This window comes from Nitrosomonas sp. (genome assembly GCA_031316255.1).
Lineage (GTDB): Bacteria > Pseudomonadota > Gammaproteobacteria > Burkholderiales > Nitrosomonadaceae > Nitrosomonas.
The window spans coordinates 596,595-612,490 of record JALDQW010000001.1; the positions used below are offsets into that span (position 1 = coordinate 596,595).

14 protein-coding genes are annotated in these 15,896 nt (G+C 43.7%); 10 read left to right on the top strand and 4 right to left on the bottom strand.

Annotation, left to right across the window (positions count from 1 at the left end; translation table 11 throughout):
* The first annotated feature begins 390 nt into the window (after window positions 1-390).
* Window positions 391-1,692, top strand: a complete 1,302-nt coding sequence (locus MRK00_02805) for a DEAD/DEAH box helicase (GenBank protein ID MDR4516310.1) — start codon at window positions 391-393, stop codon at window positions 1,690-1,692.
* Between the two features lie 281 nt (window positions 1,693-1,973).
* On the opposite strand, the gene MRK00_02810 is transcribed toward MRK00_02805, so the two are convergent.
* Entirely contained in the window at window positions 1,974-3,101 is a 1,128-nt protein-coding gene (locus tag MRK00_02810; protein MDR4516311.1) for a GGDEF domain-containing protein, read from the bottom strand.
* 398 nt (window positions 3,102-3,499) lie between these two features.
* Here MRK00_02810 and MRK00_02815 point away from each other — a divergent pair, with 398 nt between their 5' ends.
* The 4 genes from MRK00_02815 to MRK00_02830 all read left to right on the top strand — a co-directional run bounded on the left by MRK00_02815 (window position 3,500) and on the right by MRK00_02830 (window position 7,264).
* On the top strand, window positions 3,500-4,966 hold the full coding sequence (locus MRK00_02815) for a TrkH family potassium uptake protein (GenBank protein MDR4516312.1): 1,467 nt from the start codon (window positions 3,500-3,502) through the stop codon (window positions 4,964-4,966).
* Complete coding sequence (locus tag MRK00_02820; protein MDR4516313.1) at window positions 4,963-5,613, top strand: TrkA family potassium uptake protein; 651 nt, start codon at window positions 4,963-4,965, stop codon at window positions 5,611-5,613. The genes MRK00_02815 and MRK00_02820 overlap by 4 nt, the downstream gene beginning before the upstream one ends.
* Before the next feature lie 253 nt (window positions 5,614-5,866).
* Window positions 5,867-6,502 carry a SatD family protein gene (locus tag MRK00_02825; protein MDR4516314.1) on the top strand — a complete coding sequence of 212 codons (636 nt, stop codon included), beginning with the start codon at window positions 5,867-5,869 and terminating at the stop codon, window positions 6,500-6,502.
* Window positions 6,503-6,541: 39 nt separating this feature from the next.
* Window positions 6,542-7,264: a DUF3307 domain-containing protein gene (locus tag MRK00_02830; protein MDR4516315.1), complete on the top strand. Its 723-nt coding sequence runs from the start codon at window positions 6,542-6,544 to the stop codon at window positions 7,262-7,264.
* 31 nt (window positions 7,265-7,295) lie between these two features.
* Here MRK00_02830 and MRK00_02835 read toward each other — a convergent pair whose 3' ends face one another.
* The 3 genes from MRK00_02835 to MRK00_02845 form a co-directional block, all read right to left on the bottom strand.
* A complete protein-coding gene (locus tag MRK00_02835) occupies window positions 7,296-7,994 on the bottom strand; it encodes a hypothetical protein (GenBank protein ID MDR4516316.1) in 699 nt (232 codons plus the stop codon).
* Window positions 7,995-8,275: 281 nt separating this feature from the next.
* Window positions 8,276-9,028, bottom strand: coding sequence for a DUF1499 domain-containing protein (locus tag MRK00_02840; GenBank protein ID MDR4516317.1), 753 nt, complete (start codon window positions 9,026-9,028; stop codon window positions 8,276-8,278).
* A 559-nt stretch (window positions 9,029-9,587) separates the two neighbouring features.
* Complete coding sequence (locus MRK00_02845) at window positions 9,588-10,328, bottom strand: hypothetical protein (protein ID MDR4516318.1); 741 nt, start codon at window positions 10,326-10,328, stop codon at window positions 9,588-9,590.
* 734 nt (window positions 10,329-11,062) lie between these two features.
* On the opposite strand from MRK00_02845, the gene MRK00_02850 reads away from it, so the two are divergent.
* From MRK00_02850 to MRK00_02870, 5 genes are all read left to right on the top strand, one after another.
* A complete protein-coding gene (locus MRK00_02850) occupies window positions 11,063-11,413 on the top strand; it encodes a hypothetical protein (GenBank protein ID MDR4516319.1) in 351 nt (116 codons plus the stop codon).
* A gap of 629 nt (window positions 11,414-12,042) precedes the next feature.
* Window positions 12,043-12,456: a nitrosocyanin gene (locus MRK00_02855; protein ID MDR4516320.1), complete on the top strand. Its 414-nt coding sequence runs from the start codon at window positions 12,043-12,045 to the stop codon at window positions 12,454-12,456.
* 493 nt (window positions 12,457-12,949) lie between these two features.
* Window positions 12,950-13,702: an endonuclease/exonuclease/phosphatase family protein gene (locus MRK00_02860; GenBank protein ID MDR4516321.1), complete on the top strand. Its 753-nt coding sequence runs from the start codon at window positions 12,950-12,952 to the stop codon at window positions 13,700-13,702.
* Complete coding sequence (gene clsB, locus MRK00_02865) at window positions 13,699-14,883, top strand: cardiolipin synthase ClsB (protein ID MDR4516322.1); 1,185 nt, start codon at window positions 13,699-13,701, stop codon at window positions 14,881-14,883. Before MRK00_02860 ends, clsB begins: the two co-directional genes overlap by 4 nt.
* A 3-nt stretch (window positions 14,884-14,886) precedes the next feature.
* The gene (locus MRK00_02870) at window positions 14,887-15,888 is read left to right on the top strand and encodes a threonylcarbamoyl-AMP synthase (GenBank protein ID MDR4516323.1); all 1,002 of its coding nucleotides are present in this window, start codon (window positions 14,887-14,889) and stop codon (window positions 15,886-15,888) included.
* Window positions 15,889-15,896 lie beyond the last annotated feature (8 nt).

The window sequence follows — 15,896 nt, forward strand, 5'->3', positions numbered from 1 at the left end:
TGCACTGTTATAGCGACAAAATCTATGGGTAGCGCCCCAGATGCACATGCCTTTTGGACCTGCCGCCTAAAAATGGAATCATGATTACTGTTCGTTATTAGAAAATACCCGGTCAATTTTGAATAATTTCTTGTCTAAATAGTATTTATTTGAATTTTCTGTTAATATACACAATCAAGTAAGGTACTACTTTCAAGGAATAATCCTGTTTTTTTATCACCCCCTGACCTCTCTTCGGATTTCCGACTATTTTCTCAAGAATGTTTCTGTATTTTATAGTGACAAAGGTTAGTGGCAATGCTTGATATGTGCTGTCTCATCACATTCATTAATTAGTCTTTGTCGATAGTTCCACAAGTACATTCTTTTCATCTATTTTAGGAAATTAACGTGTCATTCGAAGCTCTCAATTTACATCCTCTGATATTAAAAGCCATTCAAAAATCGGGTTACACAGCGCCCACACCGGTACAAAAAAACGCAATACCGGAACTCATTTCAGGAGCGGATGTCATTGCATCCGCACAAACCGGCACAGGAAAAACGGCCGCGTTTATGCTGCCCGCCCTGCACCATCTGGCAGAACCCTCCAAAAATAGTGGTCGCGGGCCGCGCGTACTGGTTTTAACACCGACGCGTGAATTAGCTGAACAAGTATCAAATGCGGCAAAAAACTACGGCAAATATCTGTCGCGCATGAACATCGTCAGCATTCTTGGCGGCATGCCATATGCGCTGCAAAACAGATTATTGTCGCGACCAGTCGATATACTGGTTGCCACACCCGGTAGACTTATTGATCATATTCAACGTGGCAACATCAATTTTTCCCGCCTTCAGATGCTCGTTCTGGATGAGGCGGACAGAATGCTCGATATGGGTTTTATTGCCGATGTCGAACGGATTGCATCCGTCACGCCAAAAAACAAGCAAACGGTTATGTTTTCTGCAACGCTGAATGCGGCAATCGAGAAAGTTGCCGCACGACTGTTAAAATCACCCAAGCGCATACAGGTTGCGTCACAGAAAGAAAGACTCAACAACATTGAACAGCGCCTGCACTATGTGGATAATCTTTCTCATAAAAACAAACTGCTCGATTATATGTTAAGCGATGAAACACTCAAACAAGCGATTGTTTTTACCGCAACCAAGCGTGATGCTGATCTCCTTGCAGACAATCTGTATGCCAGGGGTCACACTGCTGCTGCTTTGCACGGCGACATGAATCAGCGCGAACGCAATCGTACGCTGACCAGACTCAGAAAAGGCGGATTGCGCATTCTGGTCGCAACGGATGTTGCCGCCCGCGGGATCGATATCTCCGATATCACGCATGTAATTAACTTTGATTTGCCCAGATTTGCCGAAGACTATGTTCACCGTATCGGCCGAACTGGCCGCGCAGGTGCAGCCGGCATCGCCGTTTCTTTTGCCACCAATAAAGATGGCATCCATTTGAAACGTATTGAACGCTTTACGGGCCATTCGATTACTTCTCATATTGTCCCCGGCCTGGAACCCAGTTTCAAACCCAATCAGCGCCCCAAAAGCTTGAAAAAATCGACCACGGCCACGCATCAAAAACGAAAAAGTGCGGTAGCCGCTTACGGAAAGCGCCAGGAATTTAATCCCGAATTTAAACGGTTCTCCAGAACTTCAAAACTGTCGCAGAAACAAAGGCAACTTTAAAAACAAGCACCAACACTTTTGATATCTGCTGTCAAATACGGAAGCCATAGCATTTAACCCACTAGCAATTTTGCAGCTTGGTGGACTTGAAACAAACCTGATCAGGTATTGTCATAACGGCTCGATGTTTCCGGTTTTCGTTGAAAACCGGAAATGTTCTGCCAGCGAAACTCAGACGCAGATTCATAAAGCATGAAGATTACGCTCTTGTATTTGACGTGCACCTGCCGCGTACACTGGCACATCCATTGAATCCGGCAATATCGAATTGAAAACGTATTTTAGGTATCGCCGCCATCAATTACAATCCGGTTTCTACCCGCAGCTTTTGCCTGATACAACGCCTTGTCCGCGTTGCCCAACAGCGCTGCACCGATTAATTCGTATTTCTGGCCATCCTGTTGCACCAATGCATGCAAGTTTCTCAAGTTGGCCATGCCGATCGAAATTGAAATCCGGAACTGCTCGTCTCGAAAGCGATGCGTCATAGTAAAAACTGTCTGACGCAAGCGCTCGGCTATCTCATGAGCGAACTGCAGCGTCGTTGCAGGTAGCGCGACGACAAACTCTTCACCCCCATAACGCGCCACAATATCACAGGCGCGCACATGTGTTCTGATCAAATCAGCGACGCAAACCAACACCTGATCACCGGTTTGGTGGCCATACTGGTCATTGATACGCTTGAAATAATCCACATCGAGGAACATGCAGACAAGATCATCATCCCAGCGCAGACTGCGTGCAATTTCATCTTTTAAGCGTAAATCAAAATACCGGCGGTTATAGATCTGGGTGAGCACATCCTGATAGCTGATTTCCCTGATTCGTTGCTGGTTAAGGCAATTTTCTATGGCAACCGCGGCCATCATCGATAATTTCTGTAAAAAAAACGTACCCACGCCCTGAGGAAAACGGTTGCTATCATGACTCAAAAGCAGTAACGCCCCGATAATTCGTTCGCTTCTCAATAACGGCAGATAGGCTGCGCTGCGAGTTTGCGCTTTAGTCTGTAAACTGGACACCATCCATTGGTATTTTTTTAGGACTTCCGTCCCCAACAGCGGCTCTTTGATTAAAGAATCGACAACCCCGGCATCCTTGACAGGATCTACAATCAGCAACCTGTGCGCATAATTCGAACGCTCCTCGTCGCCATGCTCAGAAAAAAGACGTTCGGCATCCTGATGCTGATCGACGAGACACAGCACAACATCCATAAGCTGAAAGCGCGCGATGAATTCCGACAGGAGAAGATCTCTTAATTCTTTTGGTGTATTGGCGCCAATGATTTCAAAACCAAATGTCTCGTATAATGCCTGTTTCCTTTCATTGTCTCTTACCTTCTTAATCAGATTGTTTAACTTGTTTTGTAACAGACGGTTTTGCTCGTGGACAGTGGAATTCATTTTTTTAACCGGCTGTTACAACTATGATACCTATGACAGCCTTAGCAATCGTAGAAAGTCGATAATAAAACCGGCGCGAGTATTGTTATATTTGTCTTAACCTTGCTTATTTTTTAGGGCGCCCTGCTATGTCGAATTTGGAATATCGTTTAGCATTCGTCCGTACAGGCACGCATGCAATTACGCTTGATAAAACAGTGGCATCCGGTTTTGATCAAACTAATAAACCAGAGCGGTGTATTTTACAACAAGTGTGTGTAAAAATCAGTGCGCACACTTGCTTAACCGGTTACCCGCTTTACACGTTCATCTACATGCTTAACCGTAATTGAAACGCTACCATTTCAAACATATTCTGGCCGTTTTAGCATTAAACAAAGATATGAAGGATTTCAATTTTGCTGCATACCGATAATATAACTATACTGCAAAAACCAGTCAGGCTCAGTATTATTGGTAAATATCTGGGCCAATTATTGATTGTTCTGGCGTATCTGACTCTTATACCGCTTGCGGCATCACTGTATTTCATGGAATACAACTTTACCGTTCGATATGCAATCACAGAAATTATTCTACTGATCGCAGGCTTGCCGCTTTCACGCATTAACGCTACCGCCAATATACAAAACAACGAAGGCCTGGTCATCACCGGTTTAATTTTTATTTTGACGCCCTTGATCATGACCATACCCATGATGGGCAGCGGTCTTGATTTTATAGATGCTTTGTTTGAAGCCGTATCCGCTTTTACAACGACCGGCCTTTCTGTTGCAACCGAACTACAGCTACAACCGCTTACTTTTCTGTTCGCCCGTTCCTATATGCAATGGATTGGTGGGCTGGGCATCGTCGTTTTGACCATTGCGCTGCTGTTAAGGCCAGGCATTTATCTCAGAAAACTGGTCGAACTGAACGAAAACGAAGATATTGTCAGTTCAACACTGCCTTATGCACGGCGCATATTTATGGTCTATGTTTTGCTGACAGTCATATGCATAGTCATGATCTGGATTGCCTGCGGTAATTTTTTTAATGCGGTCACACATGCATTTTCAGCGGTTTCAACAGGTGGATTTTCCAATTTTGATAATAGTCTGGCGGGCTTTGATTCCCCGTTTGTCTCCATCAGCGTGATCCTGGGTTGCGTCTTTGGCGCACTGCCCTTGCTGTTATATTTTCGCATCCGGAGATATCCTTTTTGGGCGTTTTTCCAAGATGCGCAAGTCAGAGCGATCACATATTTCGTCCTGTTTACGAGCATACTGCTTTTTATTGTTTTAGTGCATGATTCACACATAAAGGCCACAGAAGCCCTTTATCATGCACTGATGATGGCAATTTCTGCGCAAACGACGGCTGGTTTTTCTACCATTGATATCTCGCTTATCGGTGCTCATGGCATGTTAATCCTCATGATAGCCATGTTTGTGGGCGGCTCACTGGGATCAACCGCAGGGGGCGTAAAGCTTTATCGTATTTTAATATTCTGGAGAACGCTTCATCATATGCTGCAGAAAGCAACCACCACCCCGCATGCTGTGATAGCACCCCGTCTTGCCGGAAAAAATCTTGAAATCGATGAAATCAGCAAAGCCCTGCTGGTCATCTTGCTTTTTTTCTTTACGATCATTTTTTCATGGCTTGTGTTTTTATTTGCCGGCCACGAACCCATTGCCGCTCTGTTTGAGGTTGTCTCAGCCACAGGCACCGTTGGCCTGAGCAGCGGTATTACCAGTGTGGATTTGCCCTATTACCTAAAGCTGATACTATGCCTGTGTATGTTACTCGGCCGCCTTGAATTCATCGCCTTCTTGGTTCTAGCCTATCCACTGACCTGGGTTAACAGGAGATCTCGCGCATGAGAATAGCATTTGTAGGTGCAAGTTCAGTCGCAATAGCCACTGCACGCAATCTCAGTAAACAAGGCCATGACATTATCTTGATCGAAATAAACAAGGAAAAGATTGAACAACTGACCGATCAACTCGACTGCGGTTTTATTCATGGCGACGGAACACGCCCGGATATTTTGAAAGAAATCGACCCTGAAAATACTGACGTCATTTTTTGTTCCACCAGCAACGACCAATCCAATATTATTGCCAGCCTGGTCGCCCGGTCACTCGGATTTAAAAAAACAGTGACCAAGCTGGAAGACCCGGAATTCGATCATATCGCCATCGAACTGGGACTGGAAAGCATAGTGGTACCCTCAAGAACAATCGCACGCTATCTTTCAGACATGGTTGAAGGACGAAACATCCTGGAGATTTCATCCATCATCAAAGGCGATGCAAGCGTATTTTCTTTCGTAGTGCAAAAAGAACTGGAAGTACCGATGAATCAGTTGGATCTGCCCGAGGAATGCCGCATTATGTGCATTTACCGGCAAGACGAACTGTTACTGCCGCATGAAGACACCCGACTCATATCAGACGATGAAGTGGTGATAATCACACACCAAAAATACCTGACAAAACTCCGTGAACGGTTCAATCGGGACATGTAGCAAAACATGTCCCGCACGCCATCCATTTCATATTGTGACGGGTTCGCTGCGCTTATGCGTGTCATGGCAATGCGTACAGATGAAACAAATTGCTAAATTTGCCACTCGAAAGGGAACGTTTATTCGCTAAAATAGTTTTTTGGCGATTAACAACAAATATCTTTAATATTTGAGATATTCTCATATATCTCCATTTTATACGATATATAATTTATTTACAGGTAAATACTCATTATTGAAAGGTCAACAATCGATGGAGCTTGATAGGATAGCCGTGATTACCGGCGATGTAATCAGTTCCAAAACAGTAGCGACAGAAGCCTGGTTAACGCGGCTAAAGAGCGTACTGGACAAATTGGGGCAAGAACCGCAAAACTGGCAAATTTACCGAGGCGATAGCTTTCAGCTCGAGATTGCCTCAGCCGAGACAGTGTTGGAAGCGGCATTATTAATTAAAGCCACCCTGAAAACGGTAAAAGGCATTGACGTGCGCATGGGTATAGGCATCGGCACGAAGTCTTACGCAGCGGCTCAAGTAACGGAATCAAACGGTGAAGCTTTTGTTTATTCCGGTGAAGCATTTGAGTCTCTAGCAAAACAAAAAATGACTATGGCGATTAAATCGCCTTGGCCGGAGTTTGATGAAGAAATTAATCTACTGCTAAAGCTGGCGTTGACATTTATGGACAAGTGGCTGGTAAATTATGCCGAGGTTATAAGGGTTTCGTTACTACATAAAACACTTTCACAAAAAGAACTTGGCGCTAAAATGCACATCGCACAAAACACGGTAAGCGATCGGCAGTCGCGCGCGCATAAAGAAGAATTGTTGGCTTTTGAACGGTTATTCAGGAAGAAAATAACACAATATATGGGATTGCAAGATTAATGCTGCGTAATGAACACATTGAGCGCATAGGCAATACACATGACATTATTAATTAAATTATTGATTGTGCACCTTATTGTAGACTTTACTCTACAATGGAGAACAATGCTGGCGGATAAGCAGAACCTGCGGTTTCGCTCTCCCTATTTGTATTTGCATGGCTTGTTGCACGGGTTGTTGACATTGGCAATCTTGGCCGATTTAAATTACTTTTACGGCGCTCTGATAATTTTTGTCTCGCATACGATTATTGATGGATTAAAATTAACTTTGCAGACAAAAAATAATGAAAGACTACTGTTTTTTGTCGACCAACTCTTGCATATCGCAATTTTAGTGGGAATTGCGCACTACTATCAGCCAATTGCCTTTCTATCGATAACAGAGCACGATTATTTCTATCCACACCTGCTTTTTATTATTTATTTAACGTTCCCGGCTTCTATTGTTATTCAGAAGATATTTTTAAAGTGGGATCTATCGGATATTGCCGCCAGTGCGTCTTTAGTGGGCGCCGGCGCTTATATCGGCATTATTGAACGCTTCATTATTTACGGCGCCGTAGTTACCCTAAACTGGAATATTATCGGCTTTTTACTTGCAGCCAAATCTATTTTCAGGTTTGGCGATATGCGCGATGCACACGACAGGAAATACACAGAATATATTTTTGTTGGTACATTGCTGAGCTTTGTTTCCGCCATTTTATGTGGCGTGTTATTTATGTTGTATACCGGACAGTCTTTAACATCCCAACCGTAATGTTCGGTTTAAGGAAAAAAACGGCACAAAACTAGTCTGACACAGGGTGCCGCTCCCAACTAACCTCAGCACATTTCAAGGCGAATCCTACCGCAGATTTACCAGATCCTCCGAAAAGTGCAGTCTCCAACTCAGTATGGATGATGACGCCATGTGCAATTGATCCGGACGGACAGTACACGGCTGGCTTCCAGGTTCCACAGTTTGCGTGTGAGGCCGCTACCGGAGACTTAATGAGATCAATCTGTTCCTTGGTTTTCCAGACTTTAGCTGCATAGACTTTAATGCCTTTGATGCGATTGTTGCCTTTATTCTTACTGTCACAGACCGCGAGCCCTCGGACATAATATCGCGAGTTGCTGTCAAGCGATGCTTCTTTTTTATTGCCCCAGTTCTCTCCGGGACATTCCTGCCAATACCAGCCTGTTGGCGTATCCGACCCGTCATTCAGGGAACGCAACAGGGTCTGGATGCGACAGGGAAGATCGCCTCCCTCTTTCCATTCCAGGCCGCGCATGGCAAACGTATTTGAACTCACCTTCGTGATTGTGGCCTGTTGTTTGATCCCGCTTTTTCCAGAAATGGCGGTCTCTGAGTCCGTGCCAACTTTGAATCCTACTGATTCAATAGGGCCCACTTCGGTACGGCTTTGCGCGTCAGGATTCATGAATACACACAGAATTCCTAAGATTGTCGATAGGGTTACAAATGTGTTGGATCGTCCTTGCATACTTGTTCTCCTTCTGTCGTGGTGATGTTGATGAAAAGAAAGAGGCTCAAACCAGCATTTCCCCACATTACTGAACAACCACCGATTCGCCTTCTAACTCATCAATATACTTTTGAATCATTTCATCGGTAATGTTTTCCTGAGCTTACTGCCAAACACCCTCTCGCTCAGCAATATCGTCCCCAAAATTGTTTTCTCAAATGAGGGGACTCTCGCAGCAATAACTATCTTTTACCCGCCTACACGTCAAAACACTTGATTTAACACCAAACAGAGAATTACTACACGCCGTTTAAGTCATTCAAAAATATCTTGATACGTTCAGCGTTGGCACCCATATCGCTAATGCCGATACGCGAAACGGAACGCATGTCAACGATTGATTTGCCTTCCCTGGAAGAGATGCGAATCACAACATCATCCTTAAAACCCATAAACCGGGTCGTGTCGGTTGCTTCGATAATGCCATTCTCCGCTGTAGCGGCAACAATTTCCCAGCCGCGTTCCTTGGCGAGCGCGACGGCATTCTCAAAAACCTGGGCCGGATCCTTATCAATGATTAACGGGCCAAGGTCTGGATATCCAATCTGCTGAAGTTCGGCAAGCTGAACCGGTGTTTTCCGATCAAGCGGGTTGTGGTCCGCTGTGCGCACCGCAGCAATCGCATTGAAAGCCGGCGGATTCTGCAGATCGGTCGTGATATCATGAATGCGCGGGACACTATATCCAGCCTGGATGGTCTGAAAAACAGGCGCCACAACGGCAAGGCCCAGTATTAATCCTGTGATTGCCAAGAGTGCGCCGGTCACTTTAGTCTCAACTGCTGAAATTATAGCGAGAATGCTCACAATGGCTGATAACACAGCCATCATACCAAGCGCTGCTCCGCCGATCAGGATAACCAGTGCCACTTGGTAATTTAAAATCCCAAATCGAAATCCCAGAACAGCCAACGCTGCGAGTGTTGCGGATATACACGCATGTTTGAAACTCCAGCGCGCAAACTCCGAACGCTCCTTCTTTTTTTCTTTCATCTTTGTTGTTGCCTTGCTCAATGAGGATCACACAATAAGCGCCAGGCTTTGCATAGCTGCAACGCATAAACCCGACCGTTTATGAAACATCATATCATCCATTATCTCGGGAAAACAATCGACCTTCTGATATGTGAAAATAAGCAAATTGATACCCCTAAAATCAGGATGAAGACTACACCTTTAAGTTCATGATAAATTTCTACGCTCGAAAAAAGAATAAACAGCTCCTGGAAAACGTGTTATCCGTACAAGCCGTAAACTGCACACATCAAAAACATCCATGGGATCAAATAAAGCACATAAGCCAGTTCTGCCACTGGAACTGAGTGCCACCCAGTCCTTCAAGAATGGCAGCAATTCAGAAAAAAAATGCCTATAAACCAAAACAGTTTATAGGCATAAAGAGAGTAAGTTGATTTACACTTACTTGAGGGAATTAGTAGTTAATGATCGGCTGGTTTTTCTATCACTGTGATTGAGATGGAACCCACCGTTATCGACAATAAGAATCGGTAATTAATCGAAGAAATGCCGATTGCTTCACTAACATTACCAATTAACTTAAGACGCTGACATCATCCCAGCTGATCTCGCCCGGTTGCACGCCAACCAGAGTAATCGATACATCCGAACCAAAATTGATAATAAAGTTGCCACCGTCATGATGCACGTGAGAAACATAACTTGCCAAATGTTCTTTTGATTGCAACCCGAGGCCGGTATCAAATACCAGCAAATCTCCTTGTTGAGCACTGAAGTCATCAATATGTAAATGCCCCGCTTCACGGAAAATAAAATCATCTGCGCCGTGCCCGCCATGGGAATGCTCTCCACTGCGGACAGCAATTAAATCATCACCATCCGTATAATTAAAACTTATCGTATCGGTAATTTTAGGAACAATGCCATTTGACGATGAGCTGGGCGAAACTTCCCATTGCTCGGACACCCGAAAATAGATGCCGTCATCATTTGCATCGGAGTAACGTGTAATTTCAGTACCGAATGGCTTGGTCTCAGTACGAATGACATCATTACCATCCACTGTATAGTTTTTTCTGCCATTATCATCAAGCGATTTGGGTTTTAATGAACCGTCTTTTAATTCGTAAACAGCCGTTACCTGACCATCAGTGATATCAAATTTAAACGCTTTGTGGTTACCAGAAAAACTGTCATCACTGAAGCCAGAACTGCTGTCGTCATTGCGGCTTCTACCGTTATCGTCGTTAATGTCATGGAAGATTCCATCATCATCGCTGTGGCGACCGCCATTGTCATCAGAACGTGAATTCATTTTATTTCTCCTAACAGTAAGTTAATTTAGCTAACAAGCAAAGTACGCATCGGCCTGTCTTATATTTTTGAATCAACTTCAATTAAATCGCGTTGTGTCAGTAACTGGTTCAACCCAGGAAGAAAAGTCCAATCAGAAATGACATGAAACAAAAAATTATTTGTTTCTTAATAACAAGAATACTTTGCAGTAATCTTAAAGCTATTATATGTGTGTAATTTTCACACGTCAATATATTTGTGTAAAAAATTTACACGTATTTTGAATTTTGTTGTTGTAGCATTAAAACTTTGAACAAGACAAATAGGACACTAGCAACGCAAATCAATGGAATTCTGAAGTTCAACAACACAGCGCTCAGTCAGAAATAAAAGCAATGAGGACGAAACTTATGCCATCCGGGATAAATGCAGAAGCCGAACATCAACTTATCATTGGTTTCTAGACAAAATAGTGCAATAACGGTGTGATCGTTTTCGGATGGCAGGTATTTTTTCGTCACATTACGTGATCGAAAATTAACCTTATTGATCGAATTTTTTAACTTTTGTGCGAGACTGTATTCCTGATTTGCGCTAACGCTATCCGGCCATTTGCTACCAACAACAATCTTTAACAGATTTCACATACAACGTGAATATACTCACATCATTTTTAATTGACTTCCTGAATAATAATCAGAGAGTAATTTTTATTTTTCACACTGTGCGAATATTTTTTTAGGAGTAATAATCATGTCAATAATTCAGAATGTTGCTGGCAGTTTATTAGTAAAGTCTTTAACGGATACAAGTTTGAGAGACGCCTACTGGGATTTGATGTACATCTATAAATTTGGTTTGCCAGAAATACCGGTGCCGGAAATTAAAGGACCATTTCCGCCCGAACCACAACCTGATCCGTCACCGATCGAATTGTCCGTACCGAATTCCTTATTAAAGCACGACCCAGATCCACAGCCTGCAGTTTTTGGTGATCCCGACCCTCAACCCAATATTAGTCTCGTTGAAAACGAGTTATTCGATAATTTCAGTCAGGATGTGCAGTTAATCGGTTTAATCAATACCATCGACTTTATTGGTTAATGTTTTCGGAACAAATATTGCTGCGTTAACCGCCAGTTTTTATGATGCAGCAACGCTCCTTGTTCATAAAAAAATATGAACAGGGGCTTAGGGGCTGTTCTCAATGAGTGAACTGAAATAATTCGCTCATTGGGAACAGCGCCAAGCCCAAATGCGGCCGGGCCTATGAAGTTGGCCACTTTTGTTTATTAAATTTTACAACTTAACTTTTAGCCAGAAAAACACGGAAGCCTGAGACAGGTTTCCCCCCCGTCATTCAACAAAGCAAACTTGCTGATCACATTTTTTGCGAACAAACAGCAACGTTAACCCTGCCATTCTGATTGGCAGTTATCTATTCAGCCTGGTCGGCGTGTTATAATCCGGTCGGTCAGTGGAAACAACCTTGGGAAAAATTAATCTTTTATTCCGTGTTTTTTCTGACTGCAGTGGTGTTGAGCAGGGCGTTTAGAAACTTTATGCTTGCCGCTACGGCGATAGAAACAGGTTAAAATGCTCATTTACGATGCAAAACTCCGCTTCGTTACCCGTTTTTACCTTGTACCGGCTGTCTCAAAACGTTTCTCAACCATCTGGCAGATACAATTGACATTAATTCTATGCAACTGTTTTTTTAAAGGAAAAGATACATGAAAATAACAAAATTGCTGAGTATTGGCTTAGTTGCAGGTTTGTTACTTGCTACCGGTGCCGTTCAGGCGGACGTGAAAAACTTTAAAGTTGTCATCAACGCTTATGACACCACTATTCCTGAATTGAATATTGAAGGCGTGACGGTAAAAGATATTCGTGCATTTAATGTTCTGAACGAACCGGAAACGATTGCGGTACACAAAGGCGCTAAAGTAAAAATCGTTGTGGAAAACAAATCGCCAATCAGCGAAGGCTTTGCAATCGATGAATACGGTATTCAGGAAGTCATCAAAGCGGGCGAAACCAAAACCATTTCATTAGTTGCCGATAAAGCCGGCGCTTTCACCATTTGGTGTCAACTGCACCCGAAAAACATTCATCTGCCCGGCACATTGAATGTAATTGAATAAGAGATTCCAGAATCTCAAAATTCTACCGAATAAAAAGTCTTTAAATGGTTGATCATGGCCGGATAGATATCCGGCCATTTTATTGTAGGCAAAGCAATTGATATACAGTATTCTGAACACACACGAATTGTGGCATTGATCACACCCTACCAGACTTGATGATAGCCGTTGCCCGGCAGTTGAAACAACATTTCCTCAAGATACGCATTGAACAATTAGTTAGTCCTGCAGTTACTATTGAATAGTCAGTGCGCGCTTGAATAAATTGCTTTTATACCCATCTTATAAACAATATACGCAAAAAATTATTGTTTTTGTCTATATGCAGCCCTTTCAATCAAATTATAATTCTTACTTGACTTAAATAATTGGCTTGCGACCGTATCAGTGATAATTTTTCAGCAGGCAACTATCTTTTCAATACTGGATTTCTAAAAACTAATCGTTGTCTATAATTATCTGAATATTCAATCCCTTTTGACTCGATATTACCGTGTTTAACAAATTACATATTGCCACCTACAATATCCATAAAGGTTTTTCCAGTTTCAATCAGCGTTTGATTGTTCATGAGCAACGCGATTGTTTACGCAACCTTAACGCAGATATTGTATTCCTCCAGGAAGTGGTCGGACATCACACCAAACATGCAAAGCGTTTTTCTGACTGGCCGGACGGCAGTCAACACGAATTTTTTGCCGACTCAGTCTGGCCAGAATCAGTCTATGGAAAAAATGCGGTGTACAAATACGGGCACCATGGCAATGCCGTACTGAGCCGCTACCCGATTGTTTCATGGGAAAATGAAGATATTTCCGCGCATCGCTTTGAAAGCCGCGGCCTGCTCCATTGCGAAATCAGCATACCCGAATGGGATGAGAATCTGCATTGTATGTGCGTTCATCTGGGATTATTCAAAAAAGGCAGACACATTCAGCTGAAGGCGCTAAAGAAACGCATCAATAACCTTGTTCCCCCGCATGCACCATTGATAATTGCCGGGGACTTTAATGACTGGGGTGAAATGACAGGCCCCATGTTGACAAACGCACTCGACCTGACAGAAGTTTTTGAATTTACAAATGGCAGGGTTGCACGCAGTTTTCCGTCCGCATTACCCATACTGCGGCTTGACCGCATTTATGTCCGTGGATTTCACATAGAAGATACTTGCGTTCATCATGGTTATCCCTGGTCAAGAACTTCAGATCACGCCGCATTATCGACCAATGTCATTCGCAGATGAAGCAAACCGATTATACGGATGGAAATAAAATCAGGCTCTTGCACAATGGCAGTGAATATTTCCCTGTACTGGAACAGGCCATTGATTCCGCAAAGCTTGAAATTTATTTTGAAACGTATATTTTTAAAGATGATCTAACCGGGCAAAAAATTGCTGCGGCACTAATCCGCGCTGCAAGAAAAGGCGTATCAGTGCATTTGCTCATCGACGGATTCGGCTCCTACATGCTGCCGGAAAGCTTTATTCAAAACATGCTGAATGCTGGTGTCAGGGTACTGGTTTATCGTCGCGAAGTGCTTTTTTTTAAGCTACGCCGCTACCGGTTGCGCCGTATGCACAGAAAACTTGTGGTCATTGACGCACGTATTGCTTTTGTAGGCGGCATTAATATTGTTGACGACACTATTCATCCGTATGAACTGGCACCACGGCTTGATTACGCTGTTTCAATTGAAGGACCGCTAGTGGAAAAAATCTATGCGGCAGCAAAACGCTTATGGTTCATCGTTGCCTGGGCACGGTTTAAAAAACGCTGGGTCAGTAAAATATCTTTGCAGCTCGTTGGTGCGCATCAAGGCAACCAACGCGCCGGTTTCTTGATACGCGACAACCTCCGGCACCGGCATGCTATTGAACAAGCCTATCTCGACGCAATCAAAAATGCGCAAAATGAAATCATTATTGCGAACGCCTATTTTCTACCCGGCATACACTTCTGCAAGGCTTTGAATAAAGCAGCCCGCCGCGGTGTTAATGTAATACTTTTTCTACAGGGAAGAATTGAGTATCGCATACAACATTACGCAACACATGCGCTATATGGGAACTTGCTTGATGCAGGCATAAAAATTTACGAATACCACAAGAGTTTTCTACATGCCAAAGTCGCAGTCATAGATCGATATTGGGCAACTGTAGGTTCGTCTAATATCGATCCCTTCAGTTTGATGCCGGCGCGTGAAGCAAATGTGGTGATACAGGACAAGATTTTTGCCAATCAGTTAAGAACAAGCCTAAAACAGGCCATGGCAAGAGAGTCCTGTTTGGTGGATCGCACCAACTGGCGATCAAGATCCATGTTGTATCATGCCATCAATTGGTTCAGTTACGCTATCATTTATTATGCTCAAAGCTTGCTAGGGTATGGGCAAACAAAAATCAGCAAAAACGAAACTGCATAAAAAATGGAACTGAGTACAGAAAGACAGCCAGAACAAATAGCAAGAGCCGCTCAGATATTAAATACAGGCGGTGTCGTTGCTTTTCCAACCGAGACTGTATATGGCCTGGGTGCAGATGTCTCCAACGACGAAGCAATAAAAAAAATTTATGAAATTAAACAGCGTCCGGAAAATCACCCTTTGATCATCCATATAAGCAACATGGCGCAATTGGAATACTGGGCGCAAGATATACCCCTATCAGCACGGATACTAGCCGAGCATTTCTGGCCCGGGCCGTTAACATTAATTCTGAAACGCAGCAAACATATACCGGATAGCGTTACCGGCGGCCAAAATACCGTTGGCATCCGAATTCCCGCTCATCCTGTTGCGCTGGCATTGCTCGATGCACTCGGGCACAAAAAAGCGCTTGCAGCACCATCGGCAAACCTTTATGGCAAAATCAGTCCCACTTCTGCAGCGCATGTATACACCGCATTACATGAAAAAGTGGATATGATACTGGATGGCGGCGCTTGCGAGGTTGGACTGGAAAGCACTATTCTGGGTTTTGACCAAGATACTGTCTCAGTACTCAGGCCAGGTGGAATACCGGTAACGGCAATTGAATCGGTCATCGATAAACCGGTAGCACTGATAAAAAACCAGACACCGCAAACACGCGTATCCGGTTCATTACCGGCTCACTATGCACCTGCGACACCGCTTAAACTCTATCCTGCTGATACAATCTTACACGAGGCGCTAAAGCTTTCTAGACAAGGCGCCCGCTTGGTTGTTATCACATGGTCCGAGATTGCCTCACTCCCAGTGAAAGATTCAAATATTCAACATGTACGCATGCCTCAGGATCCCGTCAGTTACGGCAAAGATCTCTATGCAGTACTTCATCGCCATGATACTGGCGAATTCGCGTCTATCCTAATGGAAACCCCACCGGAACTACCGGCATGGCTTGCGATCAGCGATCGTTTGCAACGCGCAAGTTATTCACACACTTAAACAACAAA

What these genes read in the sequence shown, in the direction of transcription:
- MRK00_02820 (MDR4516313.1), top strand. Translation starts at nt 4,963, where the DNA reads ATGAGAATAGCATTTGTAGGTGCAAGTTCAGTCGCAATAGCCACTGCA.
- MRK00_02855 (MDR4516320.1), top strand. Translation starts at nt 12,043, where the DNA reads ATGAAAATAACAAAATTGCTGAGTATTGGCTTAGTTGCAGGTTTGTTA.
- clsB (MDR4516322.1), top strand. Translation starts at nt 13,699, where the DNA reads ATGAAGCAAACCGATTATACGGATGGAAATAAAATCAGGCTCTTGCAC.
- MRK00_02850 (MDR4516319.1), top strand. Translation starts at nt 11,063, where the DNA reads ATGTCAATAATTCAGAATGTTGCTGGCAGTTTATTAGTAAAGTCTTTA.
- MRK00_02835 (MDR4516316.1), bottom strand. Translation starts at nt 7,994, where the DNA reads ATGCAAGGACGATCCAACACATTTGTAACCCTATCGACAATCTTAGGA.
- MRK00_02830 (MDR4516315.1), top strand. Translation starts at nt 6,542, where the DNA reads ATGACATTATTAATTAAATTATTGATTGTGCACCTTATTGTAGACTTT.
- MRK00_02840 (MDR4516317.1), bottom strand. Translation starts at nt 9,028, where the DNA reads ATGAAAGAAAAAAAGAAGGAGCGTTCGGAGTTTGCGCGCTGGAGTTTC.
- MRK00_02845 (MDR4516318.1), bottom strand. Translation starts at nt 10,328, where the DNA reads ATGAATTCACGTTCTGATGACAATGGCGGTCGCCACAGCGATGATGAT.
- MRK00_02825 (MDR4516314.1), top strand. Translation starts at nt 5,867, where the DNA reads ATGGAGCTTGATAGGATAGCCGTGATTACCGGCGATGTAATCAGTTCC.
- MRK00_02810 (MDR4516311.1), bottom strand. Translation starts at nt 3,101, where the DNA reads ATGAATTCCACTGTCCACGAGCAAAACCGTCTGTTACAAAACAAGTTA.
- MRK00_02870 (MDR4516323.1), top strand. Translation starts at nt 14,887, where the DNA reads ATGGAACTGAGTACAGAAAGACAGCCAGAACAAATAGCAAGAGCCGCT.